13 protein-coding genes are annotated in these 23,466 nt (G+C 58.3%); 6 read left to right on the top strand and 7 right to left on the bottom strand.

Going from position 1 to position 23,466, the window contains the following annotated elements; translation table 11 throughout:
- Nucleotides 1–60: 60 nt before the first annotated feature.
- Entirely contained in the window at nt 61–2,997 is a 2,937-nt protein-coding gene (locus tag AB5Y90_RS12340; RefSeq protein WP_368166918.1) for an EAL domain-containing protein, read from the bottom strand.
- 135 nt (nt 2,998–3,132) lie between these two features.
- On the opposite strand from AB5Y90_RS12340, the gene AB5Y90_RS12335 reads away from it, so the two are divergent.
- From AB5Y90_RS12335 to pbpC, 4 genes are all read left to right on the top strand, one after another.
- Nucleotides 3,133–4,821, top strand: coding sequence for an FAD-dependent oxidoreductase (locus AB5Y90_RS12335; RefSeq protein WP_219594093.1), 1,689 nt, complete (start codon nt 3,133–3,135; stop codon nt 4,819–4,821).
- Nucleotides 4,822–5,036: 215 nt separating this feature from the next.
- The gene (locus AB5Y90_RS12330; protein WP_005353037.1) at nt 5,037–5,696 is read left to right on the top strand and encodes a DedA family protein; all 660 of its coding nucleotides are present in this window, start codon (nt 5,037–5,039) and stop codon (nt 5,694–5,696) included.
- 165 nt (nt 5,697–5,861) lie between these two features.
- The gene (locus AB5Y90_RS12325; protein ID WP_368166917.1) at nt 5,862–10,745 is read left to right on the top strand and encodes an alpha-2-macroglobulin; all 4,884 of its coding nucleotides are present in this window, start codon (nt 5,862–5,864) and stop codon (nt 10,743–10,745) included.
- Nucleotides 10,711–13,143, top strand: a complete 2,433-nt coding sequence (pbpC, locus tag AB5Y90_RS12320) for a penicillin-binding protein 1C (protein ID WP_368166916.1) — start codon at nt 10,711–10,713, stop codon at nt 13,141–13,143. The genes AB5Y90_RS12325 and pbpC overlap by 35 nt, the downstream gene beginning before the upstream one ends.
- A 426-nt stretch (nt 13,144–13,569) precedes the next feature.
- Here pbpC and AB5Y90_RS12315 read toward each other — a convergent pair whose 3' ends face one another.
- A complete protein-coding gene (locus AB5Y90_RS12315; RefSeq protein WP_111899732.1) occupies nt 13,570–14,535 on the bottom strand; it encodes a hypothetical protein in 966 nt (321 codons plus the stop codon).
- 304 nt (nt 14,536–14,839) lie between these two features.
- Between AB5Y90_RS12315 and AB5Y90_RS12310 the strand changes: the two genes are divergently transcribed.
- Nucleotides 14,840–16,198: a tyrosine-type recombinase/integrase gene (locus AB5Y90_RS12310; protein ID WP_257119737.1), complete on the top strand. Its 1,359-nt coding sequence runs from the start codon at nt 14,840–14,842 to the stop codon at nt 16,196–16,198.
- Nucleotides 16,199–16,931: 733 nt separating this feature from the next.
- Entirely contained in the window at nt 16,932–17,381 is a 450-nt protein-coding gene (locus AB5Y90_RS12305) for a hypothetical protein (protein ID WP_075115341.1), read from the top strand.
- A gap of 584 nt (nt 17,382–17,965) precedes the next feature.
- On the opposite strand, the gene AB5Y90_RS12300 is transcribed toward AB5Y90_RS12305, so the two are convergent.
- From AB5Y90_RS12300 to AB5Y90_RS12280, 5 genes are all read right to left on the bottom strand, one after another.
- The gene (locus AB5Y90_RS12300) at nt 17,966–18,691 is read right to left on the bottom strand and encodes a KilA-N domain-containing protein (protein WP_103829270.1); all 726 of its coding nucleotides are present in this window, start codon (nt 18,689–18,691) and stop codon (nt 17,966–17,968) included.
- Nucleotides 18,692–18,890: 199 nt separating this feature from the next.
- A complete protein-coding gene (locus AB5Y90_RS12295; protein WP_368166915.1) occupies nt 18,891–20,654 on the bottom strand; it encodes a hypothetical protein in 1,764 nt (587 codons plus the stop codon).
- A gap of 111 nt (nt 20,655–20,765) precedes the next feature.
- Complete coding sequence (locus AB5Y90_RS12290; protein ID WP_257119912.1) at nt 20,766–20,876, bottom strand: RNase H family protein; 111 nt, start codon at nt 20,874–20,876, stop codon at nt 20,766–20,768.
- 650 nt (nt 20,877–21,526) lie between these two features.
- Complete coding sequence (locus AB5Y90_RS12285) at nt 21,527–22,006, bottom strand: site-specific integrase (RefSeq protein WP_335857236.1); 480 nt, start codon at nt 22,004–22,006, stop codon at nt 21,527–21,529.
- A gap of 228 nt (nt 22,007–22,234) precedes the next feature.
- A complete protein-coding gene (locus tag AB5Y90_RS12280) occupies nt 22,235–23,371 on the bottom strand; it encodes an ISAs1 family transposase (protein ID WP_024943479.1) in 1,137 nt (378 codons plus the stop codon).
- Nucleotides 23,372–23,466 lie beyond the last annotated feature (95 nt).

Raw genomic sequence — 23,466 nt, 5'->3', positions numbered from 1 at the left:
ACTCCAACGATTCGAGCAGGCCGTTATTTTATTACATAAACCCCTATTGATCCTACACCTTTAGTCCGGCGCCCGGCTGCCAAGCAGCTGCTCCAGTCCCTTGACGGTGAGCGGCCGACTGGTGAGAAACCCTTGATAATGCTGGCATCCCAGCGCTTTGAGGATGACCAGCTGCGCCTCCTCTTCCACCCCTTCGGCGGTGACGGTAAAACGGAAGACCTGGGCCAGATCGAGTATCGCCTTGACGATGGCTCTGTCCTGTTCGCTGTGTACCAGGGTCTGAATGAAGCTTCTGTCCAGCTTCACCTCGTCGGCGGGCAGATCCCGCAGATAGGCCAGCGACGAGTAGCCGGTACCGAAGTCATCGATGGAGATGAGGATGCCGAGCTCCTTGAGCTGGCGCATTCTGGCAATACTCTCCTGCCGATTCTCCAATACTACAGATTCGGTCACCTCCAGCAGCAGGCGGGAGGGGGGCACACCGGTGTCGCGCAAGATGTACTCCACCTGTTGTACGAAGCCCTGGGTGTGGAACTGGCGAGCGCTGACGTTGACCGACAGATGGGGGATCTGCAGGCCACGGTTGAGCCAGAAGCTGTATTGGGCGCAGGCGGTCTTCATCACCCAGTAGCCGATCTCGAGGATCAGGCTGGTCTCTTCGGCGATGGGGATAAACTCCCCGGGTGGCACCATGGTGCCGTCGCTGCGCTGCCAGCGCAGCAGCGCCTCGATACCCGACAGTGAGCCATTGTCGACCCGGTATTGCGGTTGGTAGTGGAGTTGCAGCTCGTGGTGACGCAGGGCATCGCGCAGCTCATTGGTAAGGGTCAGCCGGTTCTTCTCATGCTGGGCCATCGCCTCGGTAAAGAAGACGTAGTGGCCCTGACCGGCGCGCTTGGCCATGTGGGTCGCGGTGTCGGCCTGTTGCATCAGGACCAGATGATCCGTCTCGTTGCCGGAGAAGAGGCTGATCCCCACCGAGGCGCTGCAGTGCAGTTTGTGATCGCCGATATCGAACGGGGTGCGAAACAGCCCCATCAGCTCGCGGGCGAAGTGCTCTGCCAGAATTTTGGCGGTGACTTCCCCTTGTCCCAGCTGGGTAAAGAGCAGGGCAAACTCATCCCCCGAGATGCGCGCCTGCACCAGATTGTCCTGGGGCAGCTCCCTGAAACGCTGCACCACGGCCTGTAGCAGCAGATCGCCGCAGGCGTGACCAAGGGAGTCGTTGATCGACTTGAAGTTGTCGAGATCCACCAGCAGCAGGGCGCCCCACTGGCCGTTGGAGGCGCTCAGGGTCTGCTGCAAAATATGGTTGAGGCTGCGCCGGTTGTGCAGACCGCAGAGATCGTCGTAGTAGGCGAGCTGCTCGATATGTCTGGCCGCCTCTTTTTCCTGGGTGATGTCGTAGAAGCTGCAGATAAAGTGGCTGAGCTCCCCCTGCTCATCCTTGACGCCGTTCACCATCAAGCGTACCGGAAAGAGGTGACCATCCTTGTGCAGGCAGCGCTCTTCCCCGAGCCAGAACTCCTGCTCGTTGACGGTGCGGCTGACATCTTCCTTGAGATGATCCCCGTAGTAGGTGGGACGCAGCTTGCGAATGGAGTGACCGATCACCTCTACCTCGCCAAATCCGGTGATCCGGCTGAAGGAGTGGTTGACCTTGAGGATGATGCCGTTGTGATCCATCACGATCAGCCCATCGTGGGTATTAAAGGCTACCTCGGCCAGTCGCAGGGCATCGTCGGTGGCGAGGCGCTTGAGTTCGATGGCGGCACGCTCGTGCTGGCTGCTCAATAGATCCAGAAGCTGTTCGGGCTCCTCAAGGGGGGTATCGAGCAGCAGGGTGATCTGGCCAATGGGGGCGCCGCTCTGGCCATGGAGTGGAATGCCGATGTAGGCGCTGGCATTGAGGGCCAGCAGCCGGGTCGCCTTGGGATAGCGCACGGGCAGATCTTCCACATAGATGGCCTGACCGTGCTGGAACAGCTCCTGAGCGGGGCCGGGGTCGAGCTGGATGGGCTTGAGGGTGGAGCAGATCTCCTCGTTGATGACGCAGCGGGGGATGATCCAGAGATCCTGACCGCGGGGCTGAAACTCGCCGATCCAGCCCACCCGGGCACCGCTGGCGCTCATGGCCCAGCTTACCAGCGTCTTGCAGTAGTCGATGCCGGTCTGCTGGTGCAGTTCGGGCGGGAGGGCCAGCTCGGCGCGGTGCTCTTCCGGTTGCGGTTGCCAGTGGCCGAGCAGCTGGGCGCTGCTGCGCACCAGCTGCAACATCTCCTCGCTAAGCGGGGTGGGATCGAGATACTCCAGACTCAGCACTCCGAACAGCTTGTCCTGCTCCAGCAGGGCACCATCGAGGCGTGAGCGCACACCGGCACTGGTCAGATAGAGGTGATTGCTCAGCATCGGCTGGTGGGCCGCTTCCGAGAAACTCAACGATTTGCGGGTACGCAGGGCGCGGATATAGCGGCTGTCACCACGAATGGGGTAGAGCGCCTCGACCCCCAGGGTGAACACCGGGGTGAGTTGTTCGCTGCCGAGATCGCCGTTGGCCTGATAGTGCCAGAGGATGAGCCGATCGGCCCCCAAGCTCTCTTTAAGGGCCTCGAGCAGGGGCGCATACTGTTGCTGGCTCGCCATCTGGCTGAGGCGCGGCAGTTGCAATGCCAGATCGGCGATGGGCTCCTGACGAAGGTTCTGCAGACAGATGAGCCAGAAGCCATCCTGCTCGTGAGCGAGGGCGATGTGCCATAGCTGGCTGGCAAAGCGCACGGTGATCTTGCCGCCATGGCCGTTGGCCAGCAGTTGTTCGATGGGCAGGCGCAGGGCATCGGGTAGCTGGGCAGGCCAGGGGGCACGCGGTTCGTCGAGCCAGTAGAGCGGGGTTTGCATCACGTCGGTCAGGGCGACCAGCCGTTGACTGCGCAGATCCAGACGGAAAAAGAGCGGCGTCTGGAGGGCAGGAGGAAGATGACTGAGTGCGGTAGACGACATGAACAAACAACATCCTGTTAAGCAACCGTCGGGGTTGCAAGAATACTGCAAAATGGTGTGAAACAAAATTTCATTGAATTCTAAATTAGAAAAGTCTAATTTATTGCCCATTATCATGTATGAGGAGTCTTGCAGATGAAACGGATCCTGATTATCGGTGGTGTCGCGGGGGGCGCATCGGCGGCGGCTCGTGCTCGTCGTTTGAGTGAAGAGGCAGAGATCGTGATGTTCGAGCGGGGCGAGTTTGTCAGCTTCGCCAACTGCGGGCTGCCCTATCACATCGGGGGCGATATCCCCGACCGGGATGCCTTGCTGCTGCAGACTCCCCAGAGCTTCAAGCGCCGTTTCAACGTCGATGTGCGGGTCTTCCACGATGTGATTGAGATCGACAAGGCGGGCAAGACCTTGCTGGTGCGCAACCTGCAAACCGGTGAAGAGCAGCGCGAGCATTACGATGTGCTGCTGCTGAGCCCGGGGGCGGCGCCGATCCGTCCTCCCTTCCCCGGTATCGACAGCCCCCATGTTTATACCCTGCGCAACATCCCGGACATGGATCGCATTCTGGCGGCCCTGCATCACGATCAGCCGCGCCACGTTACCGTGGTGGGCGGCGGCTTTATCGGGCTGGAGATGATGGAGGCGCTGCATCAGCGCAAGCTGGATGTCACCCTGATGGAGTTGGCCGATCAGGTGATGGCACCGGTGGACAAGGAGATGGCCAACATGCTCCATGCCCGCATCCGGGAAGAGGGGATCGACCTGCGCCTGCGCACCGGCCTCACCGCCATCGAGAGTCTGGATCTGCCTGCCGAGAAGACCTCCGTCGTACCGACCGCCAAAAGCGGTGGCCTGCGCCTGACCCTCAATGACGGTTCTCACCTCGACACCGGCCTGCTGATCCTCGCCATCGGCGTCAAGCCGGAAACCCTGCTCGCCGCCAAGGCGGGGCTGGAGCTGGGCCCGCGGGGAGGCATCAAGGTGGATGCCGGGATGCGTACCTCGGATCCCTTCATCTACGCGGTGGGGGATGCGGTGGAAGAGATTGATTTTGTCACCGATGAATCAGTGCTGATCCCGCTGGCGGGCCCGGCCAACCGGCAGGGGCGCATCGCCGCCGACAATATGCTGGGCCGAAGCGAAACCTACAAGAAGACCCAAGGGACCGCCATCTGCAAGCTGTTCGATCTGGCGGTGGCCAGCACGGGGCTGAACGAGAAGCGACTGGTGCAACTGGGATTGCCGTTCGAGAAGGTTTATGTCCACCCGGGCAGCCACGCCGGTTACTACCCCGGCGCCCATCCGGTCAGCCTCAAGCTGCTGTTTGCCCCGGATGGCAAGATTTATGGCGCCCAGGCCATCGGCAAGGATGGCATCGACAAGCGCATCGATGTGCTGGCGGTGGCCCAGCGTGCCGGTCTCACCGTGTTTGATCTGCAGGATCTGGAGCTTACCTATGCGCCGCCGTTCGGGTCGGCCAAGGATGTGATCAACATGGCGGGCTTTGTGGCAAGCAACCACCTGAAGGGGGACACCCTGCTCTGCCACGTGGCCGAGGTGCAGGCTCGTAACCCCCATCAGCTGGTGGTGGATGTGCGCAATGGCCCGGAGCTCGACAAGCTGGGCCGCATTCCGGGGGCACTGCATATCCCCCTCGACGAGTTGCGTGGTCGCCTCCATGAGTTGCCCAAAGAGAAAGAGCTGCTTATCAGCTGTCAGGTCGGGCTGCGTGGCCATGTCGCCTGCCGCCTGCTGAGCCAACACGGCTTTAAAGTGAAGAATCTCTCCGGCGGCTTCAAAACCTGGCAGATGGCCACTGCCGAGTAACTGTTTTATTTCTGTGCCTGTTTGCCCCTCTCCCTTGTGCGTGCAAGATGAGGGGCTTTTTGTTTCTGCTTTTCGCCCTTCTTGCATTCCCCTCGTTGCTGCAATATTTCGACACACTTTATTTCCTGTGCCGGACAAAATTAACGTTTTGTTCAGGGGATGGGTGCTATAACCCCTGCCTCGTTCATGATGAACCGTGTAGTAGGGAGAGTGACATGCTGGATATGCTGATGGCTATTTGGCATCAGGATTTTGACGCCCTGGTTCAGATGCAGGCGGTACCCCTGCTGATCAGTTGCCTGATGCTGGTACTGCTGCTGGAGTCCGCATTCGTCTTCCTGCCCCTGCCGGGGGACAGCCTGGTACTGCTGGCCGGTGGGTTGGTGGGCATGGGGGTGTTTGGCCCCGAAGTGACTCTTGTCTATCTGCCGTTGGCTGCTGGCATAGGTTCCGTGCTCGCCTACTGGCAGGGACGGGCACTGCAGCGCACCCGCTTTATGGATCATATCGAACGGATGTTGCCTCCCGACAGCCTGCCCAAGGCGACCCGGCTGCTGAAAAAGTACGGTTTTCTGGCGATGTTCTCCTCCCGTTTTATCCCGTTCGTGCGGGTACTGACCCCCATGCTGATGGGGATTGGCCGCTTGAGCGTGCTGCGGATGTGCGTGGCCAGCTTTGCCAGTGCCTTTATGTGGGCGCTCTGCCTCAGTTTGGTGGGCAAGCTGGCGATGAATACCCCCTTCTTCCTCCACCACAGCGAACTGTTGACCCGGGCCCTGCTGATTACCTCGCTGGTGCTGTTTCTGGCGGCCGTCATGGCCATCCTGTTTCGCTGGTTCAAAGGCGGAGCGAAAAACGAGACCAGCCACGACTAGATGACAACCCTTGCCGCACTGGATCAGTGGGCAAGGGGGTTCTCGTGCTGCAGGGGGTCGGAATTGTGCCCATTCGGGTAATGAGCTTTGTGTCGGGTGAGCAGGATGCCTTATCCTGTTTCCAGCCACGCTGCGTTTGCAGCGCTCCAACTCGGGATGGAACCTATGCGCCTCTTCGATTCTCCCTCTGCTTCTCACCGCTCTACCGCTGAAACCGGCGCTCTGCGCCGCCGCTGGTCAACCCTGCTACTTTGCGGGGTGGTCGGTTTGCTGTCTGGCTGCGGCCCTGACAAGCCCACCAGCCAAGTACCGACCACAGAATCTACAGCGCAGCAGGAGGCCGGGGCACCAACTTCTGTAGTGCAGGCCAATGCCCGCCAATACCGCGATGCGCCAGCGCTGGCGCTGGTCTTCTCCGGCCCCCTGGTGCCCAAGGCAAACTGGCAGAGCTGGCTCGGGGTCAGTGAGGGGGGCAAGCAGGTGCAGGGGGAGTGGATCCTGGCCGATGATGGTCGCACCCTCTATTTCCCGAACGTCCAGCCCGACAAGAGCTATGAAGTGAGCCTCAAGGCGGGGCTGGGCCCATCCCCCCAGAGCTGGACCCTCAAAACCCGGCCGCTGGAGGCGGGAGCCTCTTTTACCGCCAGTGGCATGGTATTGCCGCTGCGTCAGGAACTTCGCTTGCCCATCAGCGCGGTCAATGTGGACGAGGTCAATATCGATTTCTTTCGGGTCGATTCGGAATATCTGCCCCGTTTTCTGGCGGAATATCGCCCCGGTGCCGGCATGGGGAACTGGGAGCTTGAGCAGATCACCCAGCGGGCCAAGCGGGTATTCAGCGGCCGCTATGCGCTGGAGCTCGATGCCAACCGGCGCGAGACCCGCCTCATCAATGTGAAGGAGCCGCAGCTGGCTGAGGCTGGCGTCTACTTTGCGGTGATGTCGCCCCTTGGCAACTACGACTGGCGCAAGGAGACCACCTATTTTGCGGTGAGCGACATGGGGCTCAGTGCCCGCCGTTACCGCGATCAGCTGGAGGTGTTCGTCAGCTCCCTGGCCAGCGCCGACCCGCTCAAGGATGTGCAGCTCTCCCTGCTCGACGAGAAGGGGAACCGGCTGCAGGTGCAAACCACCGATCCGCAGGGCCATCGTCGCTTCGATCAGGTGCAGGGGGCCCGCTTGCTGCTGGCCGAACAGGGCAACCATCTGGCGGTGCTGCGCCTCGATGGGGCTGCGCTCGATCTCTCCACCTTCGATCTCGGCACCCAGCCCTGGCAGGCCCAGCAGCTCTATCTGTTCAGCGGGCGCGATCTCTATCGTCCCGGCGAGCGGCTCGACAGCGAGATCCTGCTCAAGGGCCAAGATGGCCAGCTGTTGCCCGGTATGGCAGTGGAGCTGGAGGTGAAACAGCCGGATGGTCAGCTGCTCGAACAAAAGCGGCTGCTACCGGACAATCTTGGCGCGGCCCACTACGGTCTGCGCCTGCCGGACGATGCGCCGCTCGGGCGCTGGACCATTAACCTCAAGACCGCCGCTGGTAGTCGTTTCGAGTGGCCCTTTTTGGTGGAGGAGTTTTTGCCGGAGCGGCTCAAACTGCAGCTTGGCAAGGGGCCGGATGGTGAAGTGACGGATCTGGGCGCCTCCCTCACCCTGCCGCTGCAAGGGGACTATCTCTACGGTGCACCGGCGAGCGCCACCAAGGCCAAGGCAGAGGTGAAGATCAGCCGCGCCACCATGCCCTTTACCCAGTGGCAGGAGTTCACGCTGGGTGACGTACTGCTCGCCGAGCAGGCCAAGGATCTCGAGCCCCTCAGTCTCACCCTCGATGCGCAGGGGCAGGGGACTTTTTCGCTGCAAGATGAACTCGATGGGGTGCGCACCCTCGGGCCGCTGGAGGTGGCCTATCGGGTGTCGCTCTCCGAGCCCGGTGGCCGCGCCGTCAATCGCAGCCGCACCCAGTATGGCTGGCCTGCGGGCAGTCAGTGGCCGGCGCTCAAGGCCGACTTCGTGGCGGATCGGGTAGAGGGGGGCAAGCCTCTGCTCTTCCAGATCCTCAATCTCGATGAGCAAGGCCAACCGGTGGCGGGGGCGGTGAAAGTGCGCCTTATCAACGAGTACCGCGATTACTACTGGCACTACGCCGATGGGGAGGGGTGGAAGTACGAGTTCAACAGCCAGCCCTATCTGGAGCAGGAGCAGACCCTGCAGCTGGATGGCAAGGGGCCGACTCCGCTCACGCTGCAACTGGCGGCGGGCTGGTATCGGTTGGAGGTGGAGAACAGTCAGGGCCATCAATCCAGCCTGCGGGTTGAGATCGGCAGTTACGCCTGGGGCGGCGGTGGCGAGCAGGCGCGGCCTGACAAGATTGTCATCACCCTCGACAAGCGCGCCTATCTGGCGGGCGACAAGGCCAAAGTGACGCTGGTGGCGCCGCGTCCCGGCAAGGGGTTGCTGCTGGTGGAAGATGGCGACGGTCTGCGCTGGTGGCAGCGTATCGAGCTCAAGGGGGCCGGTGGCGATGCCAAGGATGCCCGCGGCGAGTTCGAGATCCCGGTCAGTCCCGAGTGGCAGCGCCATGACTTGCATATCTCGGCCCAGATCGCCGCGCCAGACAGCGCCTCCAAACCGGTCAGTAGCCAGCAGGGGCAGAGCCTGCGCTCGGTCGGGCTGGTGCCGCTCACCCTGGATCGGGAAGCGCGCCGACTGCCGCTCACCCTGAGCTCGCCTGATAAAGCGGTGCCGCTCACCCGGCTGGAAGTGACCGCCACCTCCATCCCCAATAGCCAAGGCCGCGTGGTGCTGGCGGCGGTGGATCGGGGCGTGCTCAATATCAGCGATTATCAACCCCTCGACCCGTTCGAGATCTTCTTTGGCCGCAAGCGCTTCGCCCAAGATTTGTTCGACAACTACGGCCAGGTGATCCCGCCGCAAGATGGCAAGCTGGCCCGCCTCAACTATGGGGGCGATCGGGCGCCGCTGAAAAAGGGCGGCGCGCTGGAGAGCCGGGTCGAGATAGCCGCACTGTGGAGCGGCGAGGTGAGTTTTGATGAGAGCGGCAAGGCGGTGATCCCGCTCGATCTACCCAACTTCAACGGCGAGCTGGCACTGATGGCGCTGGCCTGGAACGAACAGCAAGTCGGGGAGGCCGAGCGCGCCGTCAAGGTGGTGGCGCCCTTGGTGGCCGAGATCGGCTGGCCGCGCTTTGGCGCCAGAGGGGATGAGACCCGGGCGCTGGTGCAGCTGCGCAACATGAGCGGCGAGGATCAGACCCTCTCCCTTGCCTGGACCCTCAATGGCGGACTCAAGGCAAATGGCGAGCTGCCCGGCACTCTGTCCCTTAAAAATGGCGAAGAGCAGTGGTTGACCCTGCCGCTCACCGTGACCGGGGCGAGGGGTGTGGCAAGCCTGCAGTTGGCGGCCAGCGGCAAGGATTTTGCCATCAGCCGTGACTGGACTCTGCCGCTGCGCTCCCCCTGGCCGGCCGAGACTCGCCAGCGCTACCAGATGCTGGCTCCCGGCCAGCAGATGAGCTTTGCGCCAGCTGAGCTGGTCGGGCTGGATCGCGCCAATCTGCAGGGGGTGCTCAGCCTCTCCGGCACTCCGCCCTGGGATCCGGCAGCCCAGTGGCAGGCGCTGGCCGACTACCCCTACGCCTGTCTGGAGCAGACCTTGTCCCGTGCCTGGCCTTACTTGATGACCACGGCCGATGAGCGGGCCGCCTGGAGCAAACCCGCAGAGGGCAAGAAAGCGGCGAGCGAGGCGGACGTGCAACGTGCCCTGTTGCAGCGGCTGCAGCGGTTGCAACTGCCAAGCGGCGGCTTTGGCCTCTGGGATGGTCGCTCCGACGAGGAGCAGTGGCTCACCGCTTATGCTGCCGACTACCTGCTGGCGCGCAAGGAGGTGGGCGACGCTGTGCCGGAGGCCATGCTCAGTCAGGCGCTGAACCGGTTACAAAGCTATCTCACCGACAGCCAGTATGGCGAGCGCTGGAGCAGTGCCCCCGAGCACAGCCGGCTGGCCTATCAGACCTACAGCGCCTATGTGCTGGCCCGGGTGGGCAAGGCACCGCTCGCTACCTTGCGCCTTATCTGGGAGCAGCAGGCCGATCACGCCCGCTCCGGTTTGCCGCTTTTGCACCTCTCGCTGGCTCTCTCGGCCATGGGGGATGAGCAGAACGCCGCCAAGGCCCTCAGCCGGGCATTGGCGACCGAGCGCGGGGATGACTATCTGGGTGATTACGGCTCACCGCTGCGCGATGAAGCCCTTGAGCTCTCCTTGCTGCGCCAGCACAAGCTGGCTGCGGAGCGCTGGCCTGATCTCAGCGCCAAGGTTGCCGATACCCTTGCTCACCGTCAGTGGCTCAGCACTCAGGAGCGGCTCGCTCTGTTGCGACTGGCCCGTTTCGATCCTGCCGTCGACTGGCAGGCCAAGGTAACTTCCTCTCTTGGCAGTGGATCCCTGAGCGGTTCGGCTCCGCTACAGCAGGGTGCCCCCGAGGCGCTGGCCGCGAGCGCCATCACCAACGAGGGCAAGGGCTCGCTTTATGTGCAGCGCACTCTGGTCGGCTACCTCGAACAGGCGCCAGCACGGATTAGCAAAGGGATGAGTGTGACCCGCAGCTGGTTCAACGGCGACGGTCAGCGTTTTGATCCCGCCACAGTGAAGGTGGGGGATCTGGTGGTGGTGCGACTCAACGTCAGCAGCGAATCTGCCGTGCCCGATGCCCTGCTGGTGGAGATGGTGCCCGCTGGCTTCGAGCTGGAGAACCCAGCCCTTGGCAACAGCATCAAGCTCGAAGAGCTCTCCATCGAGGGGAAACCGGCGTGGCAGAGCGAGTGGAACGACTACCTCAAGCATCAGGAGTTTCGCGATGACCGCTACACGGCAGCGCTGGATCTGAGCGAGGGGAGCAACCAGCAGCTGGTCTACCTGATGCGGGCGGTGACGCCGGGTCGCTATCAGGTGCCACCGACCCAGGTTGAGGATATGTACCGGCCTGAACTGCGGGCTGTGGGTGAGGACATCCACGAGGTGCGTATCTCTGAGTAACAAACCCTCCCTTGAGCGGGTTCGCCCGCTCACTTTTTGGCTGCGTGGTTGGCTGAGCCTGGGTCGCAGTGGCCGCGCAGGCTGGCGCTGGCTTGGCGGTCTGCCGCGCTGGCTGCGCTTTTCGGTGCTGGGAGTTGTCGCACTGCTCCTGTCATTGCTGGCGCTGGATCGCATTTTCCCGCTGCCGCCACTCGACCCCGCCTACGCACGGGTGGTGCTCGACATGAAAGGGCGGCCGCTGCGCGCCTTTGCCGATACCAGCGGCGTGTGGCGCTACCCCGTGACCCTGGAGCAGGTCTCCCCCCGCTATATCGAGGCGTTGCTGGGTTACGAGGATCGCTACTTCTGGCGTCATCCCGGGGTCAATCCGGTGGCCATGGTGCGCGGGGTCTGGCAGTGGCTGCGATACGGGCGGGCCGTGTCGGGCGGCTCGACCCTCACCATGCAGGTGGCGCGCCTTATCGAGCCCTACCACCGGAGCGTGCCCGGCAAGTTGCGCCAGATGGCCCGAGCGCTGCAGCTGGAGTGGCACTACGACAAGCGCACCCTGCTCACCGTTTACCTCAACCGGGCGCCGTTTGGCGGCAACCTGGAGGGGGTGCAGGCGGCAAGTTTTGCCTACCTTGGCAAGAGTGCGGCCAAGCTGACCTATGCCGAGGCAGCGTTGTTGGCGGTGCTGCCGCAGGCTCCCAGCCGCAACCGGCCGGACCGGCATCCCGAGCGGGCCCGCGCCGCCCGTGACAAGGTAATGCAGCGGCTGGTGGCTCAGGGTGTCTGGCCCGAACAGGTGTGGTTGGAGGGACGTATCGAGCCGGTGCTGGCCCGCGGTCACTTCACGCCGATGGAGGCGCCGCTCTTTGCCCGCCTCGCCGCCGACCATCAGGCCGGGGCGCTGGTGCACACCACCATCGACGGGGATCTACAGCGCTGGCTGGAGGGACGGGTGGCGAGCTACATTCGCCGTTTCCCCGAGCAGACCTCAGCGGCGTTGCTCTTGGTAGACAACAAAACCATGGCGGTGCGGGCCTATGTAGGCAGCGCCGAATATGGCAACCTGCGCCGCCACGGTTACCTCGACATGGTGCAGGCAATCCGCTCTCCCGGCTCCACCCTCAAGCCCTTCATCTACGGTCTGGCCATGGATGAGGGGCTGGTGCACTCGGCCTCCCTGCTCTCCGATGCGCCGAGGCTGGGCTCTGATTATCGCCCCGCCAACTTTTCCGGCGCTTTTCAGGGGCCGGTGACGCTGGCTCAGGCGCTGCAGCAATCCCTCAATGTACCGGCGGTGCAGGTGCTGGAGGCGCTCGGGCCCGACAAGCTGGTCAGCCGCCTCGACAACGCCGGAGTGCGGCTGGCGCTCTCCGACAAACCTAATCCGGCTATCGCGCTGGGGGCTGCGGGGATCCGGCTTGAGCAGTTGGTGGCGCTCTACAGCTCGCTGACCCGGCAGGGGCAGGTGGCGATGCCGGTCTGGCTGGCGGGGCAGCAGGCGGTGTCGCGCCCCTTGCTGAGTCCGGGAGCAGCCTGGATCATCTGGCAGATCCTGAGCGCGCAGGGGCGGGCGGATCAGCCTTTTGCCAGCGAGGCGACCGGCCGGGTCAATCGACTGGCCTGGAAGACCGGCACCAGCTATGGCTATCGCGACAGCTGGGCGATGGGGGTCTCCGGTCGCTGGACCATCGGCGTCTGGCTTGGTCGCCCCGACGGAACCCCCATGCCCGGTTTTTACGGGCAGAGCGCGGCGGTGCCGCTGCTGCTTTCGGTCTACTCGCGACTGGCTGACAACAGCCCTCTGCCGGCACAGCCCAACACGGTGAGCGAGGCCGAGATTTGCTGGCCGCTGGGGCGCAAGGCGAACGCGACCCTGCCTGAAGCCTGTTTGCAGCGCCAGAGCGCCTGGTTGCTGGAAGGGCGCGATCCTCCCACCTTGCCGGATCCCATGGACTGGCCCTCGCCGCTGCGCCAGGTTGCACTCACTGCCGAAGGCAAGCCGACGCTGACCCGTTGCCCCGATGCGGCACAATCCGGTTTTCGGGCACTCTGGCCGTTGTCGTTGGAGCCTTGGCGGTCCCCCGGCGAGCGGCGGCAGTCGCTGCTCGCCAGCAGTTGTGCAGGGGAGGGGCAGAGCGCCGAGCTGCAGGCCCCCATTCGCATCGTGGCGCTGGGGGAGGGCAACCTTATCCGCAGCCAGCGCTATCGGTTGCAGCCCAAGGTGCTGGGCGGTGTCGGCAAGTCGGCTTGGTTTCTCAACGGCCAGCGACTGCGCTGGGACGGGGATCAGGTGCTGAGTGTGGCGGGTCGTTATCAGCTGGTGGTGGTGGATGAAGCGGGCAACAGCGATCGTATCGAGTTTCGCGTGGTGCATCCTGACAGTGATGCCGGCACCATCACCCGTTGATCGTTTTGCCGACAGCCATTGAGGTGAATATAATTAACTATTTGAAATGCATCAATATTTGATTGGATGAATTAATTTGTGAATAATTACGAGTTCATTCAAATCCAATCGGGAGTTCTCTTTTGCTGCGTGTTCTGTGTCCCTTGCTGGTGCTGATGAGTTCGGGTTGTGCCACAACCAATCATGGTGATCACCATGTTTCTCCTGAACGTACCGGGTTCTATTCACCTTTCGAACCAGCTTCCGAGAGTTTTGCGCGTTGCTATCAGAAACAGTTTGCCTGTACCCCTTCCAATATCCGCCGTGACAGGGCGATGGAGGCGCGCAGGAAGGCGCAAGAGCGGGCCAATCATCGTGGTGATGATTGGTAGGCCGCAGATAACGAGAGGGGTTGGCAAATGCCAACCCCTTTTTCATTCCGCCCATTCAGCCCGGTTGGCGCAGATGGCCGAGCCGGGTGAAGAAGTGCTGGCTCTTGCGCTGGTGAAAGTGGCTCTTCTTGATGGGATGGAAGATGAGGTTGCTTTCGTGGTGGCTCGCTTTTAACTGGTGGAGCATGGCTACGGCGGGCAGGCTGGTGCTGACCAGGGTGGTGAGTGGCATGCTGAGGGTCTCGGGCCCGAGCAGTTGATTGAGCCCTTGCTGAGCCTGCTCAAAGCGGGTCAGGGCCGCCGGGTCGGCATAGCCGCTACCCAGCATGGCGAGCAGGTTGTCGATGGCCAGATGAAATTCGGCCAGCTGTTGGCGAAAGCCGCTGCGCCCGCGCAGGGCAATCAGCTCTGCAAACGGAATGTCGGCCAGGTGAGTGGGCACTTGCAACGGGATCTCGAGGTGGAAGCAATCCTGACCACCCCGGTTGTGGTAGCGGGATTCGAGCAGATGGAGCAGGCGGTCGAGATAGTCGTGATCGGTAATAAGCGCCCCGTCATTGGCGAGTGCCCACTCACGGGCGAGACGCATGGATAGCAGGTTGGCAAAGCGCCGCGCCATTCTGATCCCCCCTTCATCCCGGGTCGCAAAGCCGTGAGTAAGGCAAAAGCCGTGCAGCCGCTCTAGCCCCGCCTGATCCGGGCAGAAGCAGTCGTGGTTGGCCTCCTGACGCCAGCGACCAATCAGCTCCTTGTTGCCAAACACCTTGTGGCGGACGAAATCGGGGGCCACCAGGCCGCTTATCTGGCTCTCCAGTTGCGGGGTAATGGCGGCAAAGAAGGCGGCATCGGGCCGCTCGGCCAGCAGATCGGTCTGCTGTTGAAGGGTATCGAGCAGGGCGGTGAGGCCGCTCTTTTCGCTGACGGTGAAGACGAAGGCGAGCCGCTCCAGATAGAGCAGGGCAAATTTGAGCCAGAGCTCGTCGCGTACCTCCATGCCGGGGTAATAGATATAGGTCTTCATCGGATCTGTGTGTTGTCAAAAATCTGGCGAGGCGCAGGGTCGGGAATATACGCAAGATTGCGGCCGCGCGGCAAACATTGCTTAGGGGAATGTGAGCAAACGCTCATCCAGTAGGCGCTGGCCACAAAGTTCTGATATAATTCGCGCCCTTAAATCAAGGTCACCCGAGTCATTACCATGAAGTTCATTATCTTTTGACTCCATGTGTAACGCATTGAATTTATAGCTAATCAACAACTTACAGCACAAAGATGGAAACATTGGCGGTAACTTTTGTGGTAAGACTAGCATAAGTGAGGTGTGCATGAGAAGGCGTGAGACTTGGGCCTTACAGCAGAAGGCAAATGGCTGGTACTTGGTGTGGAATGTCCCCAAGGCTATCCGTGGATTGCCGATGTTTGGCGGTCGGAGGCTCTACACAAAGACGTTACAAACAGGCGACCTTAAAGAAGCCCAGAGGAAGCGTGACCTCATCATTGCCAACTTTGAGCGGTTGGTGGCACAGGCTGAAGAAGCCCCCAAGCGTCTGCGATTTAACGCTTACATCGAAGAGATTCAACAGGCCATTAGGGAAGCAGGGCAACGCATTGAAGCGGTCGTGTTGCCAGATGGACAAGAGGTTGTCGTTGAACCTGAAGGGCTTCACCATGCCTATGACGTTGAGGCTGCAATAGCTCGGGGGGATGAAGAGCTGGCGGATGCCATAAAGTTGGCCATCCAAGGGGAGCAGGATGTCATCGACAAGTACGCCATTACGCTAAAAGAGGCGTCTACGGCGTTCATCGAGAGTGAGAAGGCCAAGGTCGCAAAGGGTCTTAAAGCAGCAGCTCCGGCAACGTTGAGTCGCGCCAAACACGCAGCAGAAAGCCTTGGCTCCTTCCTTGGTCGTCCAGCGGTTCTACTGAAGGATGTGGAACGGAGGGACGTGACTTTGTGGCTTGATTCCCTGGCTGGTAGCAAGAGCGATAGCACACGGGTCGGCTACTTATCGGCTCTGTCCCTTGTGTGGGAAAGTTGCTATCTCACTCGGAGCGTGGAAGGGGATAACCCATTCAAGAGCGCAGGAATCAAGAGCACAGGCGACTCCCGGTCATACGCCCCTTTTACGCTTGAAGAGATGGCCCAAATAGTCGAGAAGGCACCGCATGATCTTCGCATGTTGACGAAGTTCGGACTTATCACTGGTTGCCGCCTAAGCGAGATTATTGGTCTTCAGGCTGATTCCTTTGAGGTTAGCCAAGGCGTTCCGCTGGTGCGTATCAAGGCTGGCAAGACAGCAAACTCCATTCGCGCCTTCCCTCTTCCGCTCGGTCTCTGGGAAGAACTCAGGCAATGCGTGGTCGGTAACGTGTGGCCTGTCCCTAAGTCAAAGAATCCCCACGGGTGGTCCAGCAAGTTTGGCAAGTTGAAAGAGGCAGCCACAGGCGTCAGAAATCGGACCAAGGGCTTCCATAGCTTGCGTGGCATGGCTATCACCGCGTACCAACGTGCAGGCATTCCAGAGGATGTGACAGCGCCGATAGTTGGGCATGGGACCAAAGGGCTAACCATGTCTTATGGTCTCTATTCATCCGGTCATGACTACTCACGCCAGCTCGAAGCCGTTGAGACCATGCTTGCGTCCGCCTACATGTCCCAGTTCCTCAAGTTGTTCAACAAGTAATCAACACAAACAAAAAGCCCCCTCGGTGAACATCAGGTAGTCCTGAAGTCCGCAAAGGGGGCTTATTCGTTGATCGGAGCGTTTTGTACTTCTTTAGCAGCTACCCAATAACACTAAGAGAACACTCACGCTTTTACAGTGACCCATTGTGTCAGTTGCAGGGCAGCACATCTTCGCCGAGCTATGGAATAGTGAACATGGGCGGTGAGATGTATGAGATTTAAAAATCCACCGGTGTGGCACAGAGAGTGTGCTGGCGAGGAACTTAGAATCCACCGGTGTGGCACTGAGAGTGCGCTGGCGAGGAACTTAGAATCCACCGGTGTGGCACTGAGAGTGCGCTGGCGAGGAATTTAGAATCCACCGGTGTGGCACTGAGAGTGCGCTGGCGAGGAACTTGGAATCCACCGGTGTGGCACTGAGAGTGCGCAGGCGAGGAATTTAGAATCCACCAGCGTGGCACTGAGAGTGCACGAGTGAGGAGATTAAAGCCCATTGCCGTAGCACTGAGAGTGCAACTAATGGCGCAGTGTGGCGCAATGTGACGCAATGTGGCGCCAATAACTTAAAATTAGGCGCCAAAAATTGAAGGTGAGGCGCCAATGGATGAAGTTTTATAATGCAAGGAAACTAAATCAATAATGATTTATTGAATGGGAGGTGATGAAGATCGTTGATCGGCGAATGGGAGGGGAGTAAACTTGTCCGCATGAACTCTTTGGAGGGGACTGTAATGTTTGACAATCTCAATTTTAAAGCTGTGACAGCGGCAGGCAAATCATCATCAGAGCTTGTCAGCATAACCCACAGCTTCAAGACCAAAAAAAATGAGCTGCTTTTTAGGATCAGCCATGAAGCGATGGAGCGGTGTGGCTTCCAGTATCAGGACAAAGTCCAGCTTCTTTTTGCTAACGACAATACCGTCTGTCGGATCATGAAATCAGATAAGCCTGGCAGTGTCACTCTCAGCCAACAAACAAAGAAGAGCGACACATCTCCAGCAATCATTCGGCTGTCATTTCGCGCCGGACTACCTGATTTTTTAGCTCAAGAGAGCAAAGGGACCAACAAGACTTTCAATCGGGTCAAGTATTTGCACAAAGACGACATGATTGAGTTCAAGGACGGTTGCTTAACCTTTCAATTAGATCTCGTTGATTCAGAAGAAGATGATGAGATCTAGAAAGACAAAAGGCATCCGTTAGGATGCCTTCTGAGGAGGGTAGGATTGAACCAAATTGACCAGCACGCCAATGCTGGAAGGCTACAACCCACTGTCATTCTCGACTTGGATAGTATGCCGTCAACGTCTGGAAATCAATCCTACTCAATTGGTTCACCTGCATTATGGGAGGCAAGATGCTGAACGCAGGTGCTTTAGAAAACAGGTTTAAGTTCGACAAAGTCGCAACTAACCCTGTGTGCCAATGTAGAAACCATCAGCTTTGCTTGTGGTGTTCTATGAGTAGTTCTGGACATGAGGAATACTCCAATGAGCGATAAAACATACCCTTACGTAGAAGATGGCTACGTCTACTGCAAACGCTTCAAACATTGGCGCAGTGGTGAGTATGTATACCCTAAGACGGCAGAATGTTTCCGGTTTAAGATCGGCGGCAAGTAATGACGAAGAGGGAACCGCAAGGTTCCCTTTTTTCATGAATAGCTTGAGTGACAAAATTCAATGGAGTAATCATCTTCGCGGTTCACTCATCGAGAATGAGTTAATCATGCTGATTAACGCTCATCGCTTGCATTGCCCACTCATCATCCATTGCTTGCAGTAAAATCATCATACCTCCAGCTTTCGATTGCCTTCATAACATCTTTAGCAAGGGCTGCTTTGATCATCATGTAGTCCATCCCCGCGTCCAGCAGCGCTTCCACCTTGCCTTCAATGCGGGCCATCACTCCAAGCCGCTTGCCATCATCTTGAGACACCAAGAAGTCACGCGCGGACATACCATAGCGGTTCTTGAATGCCGTACCGTCCAGACCAGTCACTGCCTTGCAGACAAGAGACTGTATGTTAGCCATGACGTGGTTCAGGTTGCCTTTCACGTTCCCTTCTTTTTGTGCAGTGTAGATAGCGTGACAGAAAGCCTTATTGCCTTCACGAAGGGTTTCACGCCATGTCAGAGTGACAGAGGATTGAGCGATCTTCACCGCCCCTTCAGCATCACCACGGGCAGCAGAGGAGAAGGTCCGGAGGACTGCGTTGTGGAAATCATCGTCTAGCCATGAAGCGTAGGCATAGACCCCTTGCTCATTCGCATAGGTGCCGCCGTGCTTGCCCTTGAAGGTGATCAAATTGTAATGGCGACTTTTCTCGCCATTAAGAATCCCTTTGCACCAGTCGTGCGGCTTCTGCTTACGGCTCATACCACCAGTGTACGCACGGTGCAGGTCGTTGAGACAGAACAGGCCGTCCTTCTGGTTGACGGTCACTGTGTTGCCCATGAAGTGCAGGGAGATAGATTCGACTTGTTTCATTGAATGGGTTCCTTATGTTGTGCCTCTCATGCCGTTCTCCCTCCAGCAAGCACCCAATCGCTTAACTCATAGGCAAGCTGGAGCATCAGAAGAAGCACGACATAAAGACGCAATTGGTTGATTGACGGTCGGGGAGTGACCGGATGTATTGCTTAGGTCAGGGAGAATGACCCCCAGAGGTTTCTAGGGGTCGATTGGATTAGCGGAAGAATGACTCGAAGGGGTTGCTCGATACGTTCTTCAGCTTACGCACTGGATAGCCAGCGCCTACTCGTTCGTACTGGTCAGCGTGTTCCGTGCGGCGGGACGGTTCGTCCTTACCGTAGGCTACGTCCTGCTGTTTGAACTCGCTGGCAGTCTTCTTGAACATGTCAGGGGTGACTTGCACCATCAGGCCGAAATGGTCCTTGTGCTGGAAGATCAGCGTCCCGTCCATGTCGGTGAACTGGTGCCACTTGTCCAGCGGCTGGTTGCTCCCGAAGTACGCATTGGAGGCGTTCGTCAAGGTCTTGTCGATGGTGGTGTTAATGACCTCATTCAGCACCTTGTCCTCGATGTGAACCCCTAGCGTTTCCCCCAGCATGTTACGCACTCCGGTAATGCCGGTAATGGTCACACCATTGGCGTCGTGGGCGTCCGCTGTCACGTACTCAGCGGCTTTCTCAGAGGCTTCCGCAGGGGACAGGCCGAAGTGCATCAGGGACTCCTTCTCACGCTTGTATGCGTCCCGCTGTGTCATGTTGAAGCCAGCTATCACCTCGTTGTCCCTCTTCCGTTCATCTGCTGAATTGACCGGAAGCATGTAGGGAGTTGCGGTGGTGAGGGACCGATACAGAGACCCAGCGAAATCTTCCCCAGACTTACGGCTCAACATCAGGGCTGCTTGGACAGCCTGCCGTTGTGTCTTGGTCAGTCCCACACCTTCCAGAGCGTCCACGCCTCCACGCACGTCTAGGTACATCTGGAGGGTATTCGCTGCTGCCTGGAAGGTTGGAGAAGGGGTCTTACCGTCAGGGGACACGGGGTTAGCAAACATGGCTGCCATCAGGTGCTTGTCTGTGTTCAGGACTGACGTTGCGGCCACTGTGCGATGCAGCGCGGGGTTAGACCGGACAGCCCATTCAACCTCATCCCTTTTGACCCCATCGTTGATAGGCGCAAGAGACATTACGACCTCCATTGGGGTCCCCTGTGAGAGCATCCCAAGGACTGCCATCTGGCGCTGGGCCTTGAGTGCTTCCTTGTGTGCCTTGTTGGCCTCGATTGCTCGGCGTCGTGCTGCTGCCTCTTCCTCGCGCTTCTTAGCGTCGATCATGGACTGGGCCTGACGCTTCCAGACCCCTACGTTGTCGTGCAGCTCAGGGGCCAAGCGTTGGTCTTGGGCCATCCGGTCGAACAGCTCCATGCGTCCCTCTGTGATAGCGATCTGGGCCATGGAGGCGATGGCGTGTTGCTGGGCGTCACCTTTGAGAGCCATGACGGATTCCCAGTGTTCCGGTGAGACATCCCCAGACGTTCGCAGATCGTTGGACGTGTTGTAGACGGCTGCCCGGACCTTCTCACGGGTGTCGTGGGCTGCTGTCATGCTGGTAGTGGTCTTGTCCCGCAGGTAGTCAATCTTCTTACGGATCTCACTTTGGCGACCGATGGGGGCCTTCTCAATCAGACCATAGAGGTCGTTGATCCCTGCTGCCTTCAGAGCGGCTTCAGGGTCCTTGGCGAAGTCTGACGGATCCATGCCTTTGATGGCATCCTCATACTTCTCAACGGCAATCGACAAGTCGGCCTGAAGTACTTCTTGGTCTATCTGGTGTTTGTACTGGAGGAACTGCATCCCGAACTCTGCCAGCTTCTCAAGGCCAGACAGTTGGCGGGGGGCTGGGACTACAGACGCTTTGTAACGCTGGGCAGTGATTTGGCGAGTGGGCTCAAGGGAGCCAAAGCCACTTTGACGAATAGTCATGTTTATTTCTCCTTTAGCATCGCTCTCCTACGTGAAATTTCTGGGGTCACTACCCTGACTCATTCCGAGATTTCACGTAGGAGCGCCAATAGTTGAATGTGTTGATCCGTTTTACAGGCCAGAGCGATTCATACCGGCCACGGCCAGTTGATCCGCTCGTTCATTCAAAGGGTGGCCGCTGTGACCCTTAACTTTCCGGAAGGTCACTTGGTGGGTATCCAGCAGGTGATCTAGCTTCTACTGGTAGGTTCCTTCAGTTGAGCTGGGGAGATGCAGGACCTTTCCCATGGATTGCATTAGGCGGTCAGCAGGACGGCCAGCTTGGCCTTGACCCTCGGAAGGATCTGCTGGGCATGTTCGCGGCGAGCGGCGTTGTGCTCTTCAGTCGCGCGGATCCACTCCTCCAGATCCTTCAGTGCCTCCAGTAGTTCATCCTGAGTCGGTTCGCGGTACTTGAAGCCATGATCCCTGCCATGCTCAGAACCGTTACGCTCGCAGATAGCTTCATGAAGAGTGCACGGGGGTCTCCGAGGTCGCTGCTCTGACCGGGATGGGTGACGGTTTGAAAAGTCGGGAAAGTGCCATAAGAAGACATAGTTGTTTTTCCTTGTTGATAGGGAGATGGCTCTACCGCCGAGGGGGAATAAGATCACGGCAGAACAGCCGGAACGCTCTGGATACAGGTATGAAGCACCATGTTATAGGCCAAGGCGGTTGCTTTTAGGTCAGGGTTATAGATAAGGAAGAAACGAACTTTATTTTTATGCGGGCCAATTAATGCAGGATTTGGTTTGAAACCACATGTGAGATTATTTTTGGTATGAATCTCCATTCTCATCTAAAGAAAAAATTAAAAATCAGAACGACGATTATTAATCGTCGAATTCATCCAAAGCATCTCTCGCCACTCTTAAGCTTGAATCATTTAAATGCGTGTAACGATCTGTCATCCGCATGCTCTTGTGCCCAAGCCACGCCTTTATTATGGCCATTGAAACTCCTGACTGTGCCAGACGGCTTGCACAAGTATGTCTCAATGTGTGAGGGGTTACATCTACGCCCAGTCCTGCACGTTCTCGAGCAAGAACGAATTGTTTATAAAATCGCTGGTAATCTAATTCCCCCCATTTTAATGCTGATTCTAATGCTCGTTCTGTCAGAGGGATTTTACGAGGCATTGAGTTCTTGGTATTTTCAAATAGAACACTTTTCTTTTTTCGATTTATACTGTGAGGCCGTAATGCCATAGCTTCTCCGAAGCGACATCCAGTATCGACAAGAAATCTAGTCAAATGCCACGCTCCGTCAAAGCTTAATTCGCGAAGCCAATACAGAAGGGCTTCTTCCTCCATACGAGTCACAAATCTTGTTCTGGCATTGTTCTCCGGGAAGAGTCGAACAGCAGGCTTAAAGGGGATCAGCCCTTCATCTACTGCGGTGCCTAAAAGCTTTGTTATAGATACAGTTTTTCTATTTATGGTTGCACAACTGTTGCCCTTCTGCAGATAGAAATCGGAGAGGTGAAAAAAGAGTCTCGTTGTGATTACCTCAGGTCCCAGGGCGAGAGCGTGAACATATTGTTAAATTGACTTCAATTCAGCCAGCCCTGAATCCAATACCTTTTCCAGATATGGGCTGCTCATGCCCGCAAATTGCTGCTTCTTCCGCAAGCTTGCCTTACGGCTGGTTTCGGCTCGCAGCATGTTTTGCGCCATGTGTCGTGCACAGGCCAATATTTGAGGGGCATCACCTCGATATATCTGGCAGGCATCCTCATTCATCACGACATCCAGAACCCAGTGCAGGCTATTTTCAATTGCCCAGTGCCCTCGTACCGCTGAAGCAAACTGCTCTGGTGTCAGTTCAGCCGAGCTGATGTAGTAGCGATACTCCATCGAAAATTTTTCCATATTTTCAATTCGATAGGATATTGCGACACCGACAGTCTTCAGCGATTTCCACTCTGGAAATTGCTCTGATAGTGCTCCGGCTGGTAACACATGGTACTCGCGGCCATCGATGCGACCGTGCTCTTTCTCGACACTGAGCGTTTCTTCACTCAGCGGCTTCTTGGTCGACTCGGCCAGAGCTGCGCGTACTGCATTATGCAGTGTGGGCTGGTTACCTTTTACCGCCAGCAAGTAGTCGCCACCGCCCTTGACTATGGTTGAGGCTATTCCAGTCTGGCAGCCCATGGCATCGATGGATACCAGGCAGCCTTTTATATCGAGGAGTGCCAGTAATTCAGGAATGGCGGTGATTTCGTTAGATTTCTCATCTGTTTTGACTTGCCCGAGCACCAGACGATTCTCAGCGGCAAAGGCACTGACCATATGAATGGTAGACTGACGACTGTCTCGGTCGTAAGAGCTGCGTAAGGTCTTGCCGTCAATGGCAATCAGCTCACCATCGGTACGTTCTGATGTTGCTTGCATCCAGCGGACGAAGGCGTTCTGGAATTGCTCCGGTTGAATACGGGAGATGATCCTGGCTATGGTGTCGTGAACAGGTAATCCGTTATGAAACAATCCATTACGCTGAAACCATTCCAGATGTGCCTCGCCGAAAAGCTCGATATCTTCCCAACCTTGAGCTCCACCAATAGCAGCACAGACGGTGAGAAAAACCACATCGAAGAAGGGGTACGCGATTTTGGTTGTCTGACGAGGGTCTTCAAGTTCGGAGAAGAATTGGGTAAATGCCGCTTGATGGTTCATGACGAAACTCCCGTAAAAGAGAGTATAAGATCACACCCTGTTCGGTCGGTCAAATCCTCGTGCCCTGCTTAAAAAACGTTCGCGATCTTGCCCTG

It is taken from the genome of Aeromonas sp. R4-1, from assembly GCF_040908325.1.
Taxonomy (GTDB): domain Bacteria; phylum Pseudomonadota; class Gammaproteobacteria; order Enterobacterales; family Aeromonadaceae; genus Aeromonas; species Aeromonas veronii.
This window is presented reverse-complemented; position numbering and strand designations above follow the sequence as displayed.

Coding starts and splice junctions, on each gene's coding strand:
- AB5Y90_RS12335 (WP_219594093.1), top strand. CDS start 3,133: ATGAAACGGATCCTGATTATCGGTGGTGTCGCGGGGGGCGCATCGGCG.
- AB5Y90_RS12305 (WP_075115341.1), top strand. CDS start 16,932: ATGTTTGACAATCTCAATTTTAAAGCTGTGACAGCGGCAGGCAAATCA.
- AB5Y90_RS12330 (WP_005353037.1), top strand. CDS start 5,037: ATGCTGGATATGCTGATGGCTATTTGGCATCAGGATTTTGACGCCCTG.
- AB5Y90_RS12315 (WP_111899732.1), bottom strand. CDS start 14,535: ATGAAGACCTATATCTATTACCCCGGCATGGAGGTACGCGACGAGCTC.
- AB5Y90_RS12310 (WP_257119737.1), top strand. CDS start 14,840: ATGAGAAGGCGTGAGACTTGGGCCTTACAGCAGAAGGCAAATGGCTGG.
- AB5Y90_RS12340 (WP_368166918.1), bottom strand. CDS start 2,997: ATGTCGTCTACCGCACTCAGTCATCTTCCTCCTGCCCTCCAGACGCCG.
- AB5Y90_RS12295 (WP_368166915.1), bottom strand. CDS start 20,654: ATGACTATTCGTCAAAGTGGCTTTGGCTCCCTTGAGCCCACTCGCCAA.
- AB5Y90_RS12325 (WP_368166917.1), top strand. CDS start 5,862: ATGCGCCTCTTCGATTCTCCCTCTGCTTCTCACCGCTCTACCGCTGAA.
- AB5Y90_RS12280 (WP_024943479.1), bottom strand. CDS start 23,371: ATGAACCATCAAGCGGCATTTACCCAATTCTTCTCCGAACTTGAAGAC.
- AB5Y90_RS12285 (WP_335857236.1), bottom strand. CDS start 22,006: ATGGAGGAAGAAGCCCTTCTGTATTGGCTTCGCGAATTAAGCTTTGAC.
- AB5Y90_RS12300 (WP_103829270.1), bottom strand. CDS start 18,691: ATGAAACAAGTCGAATCTATCTCCCTGCACTTCATGGGCAACACAGTG.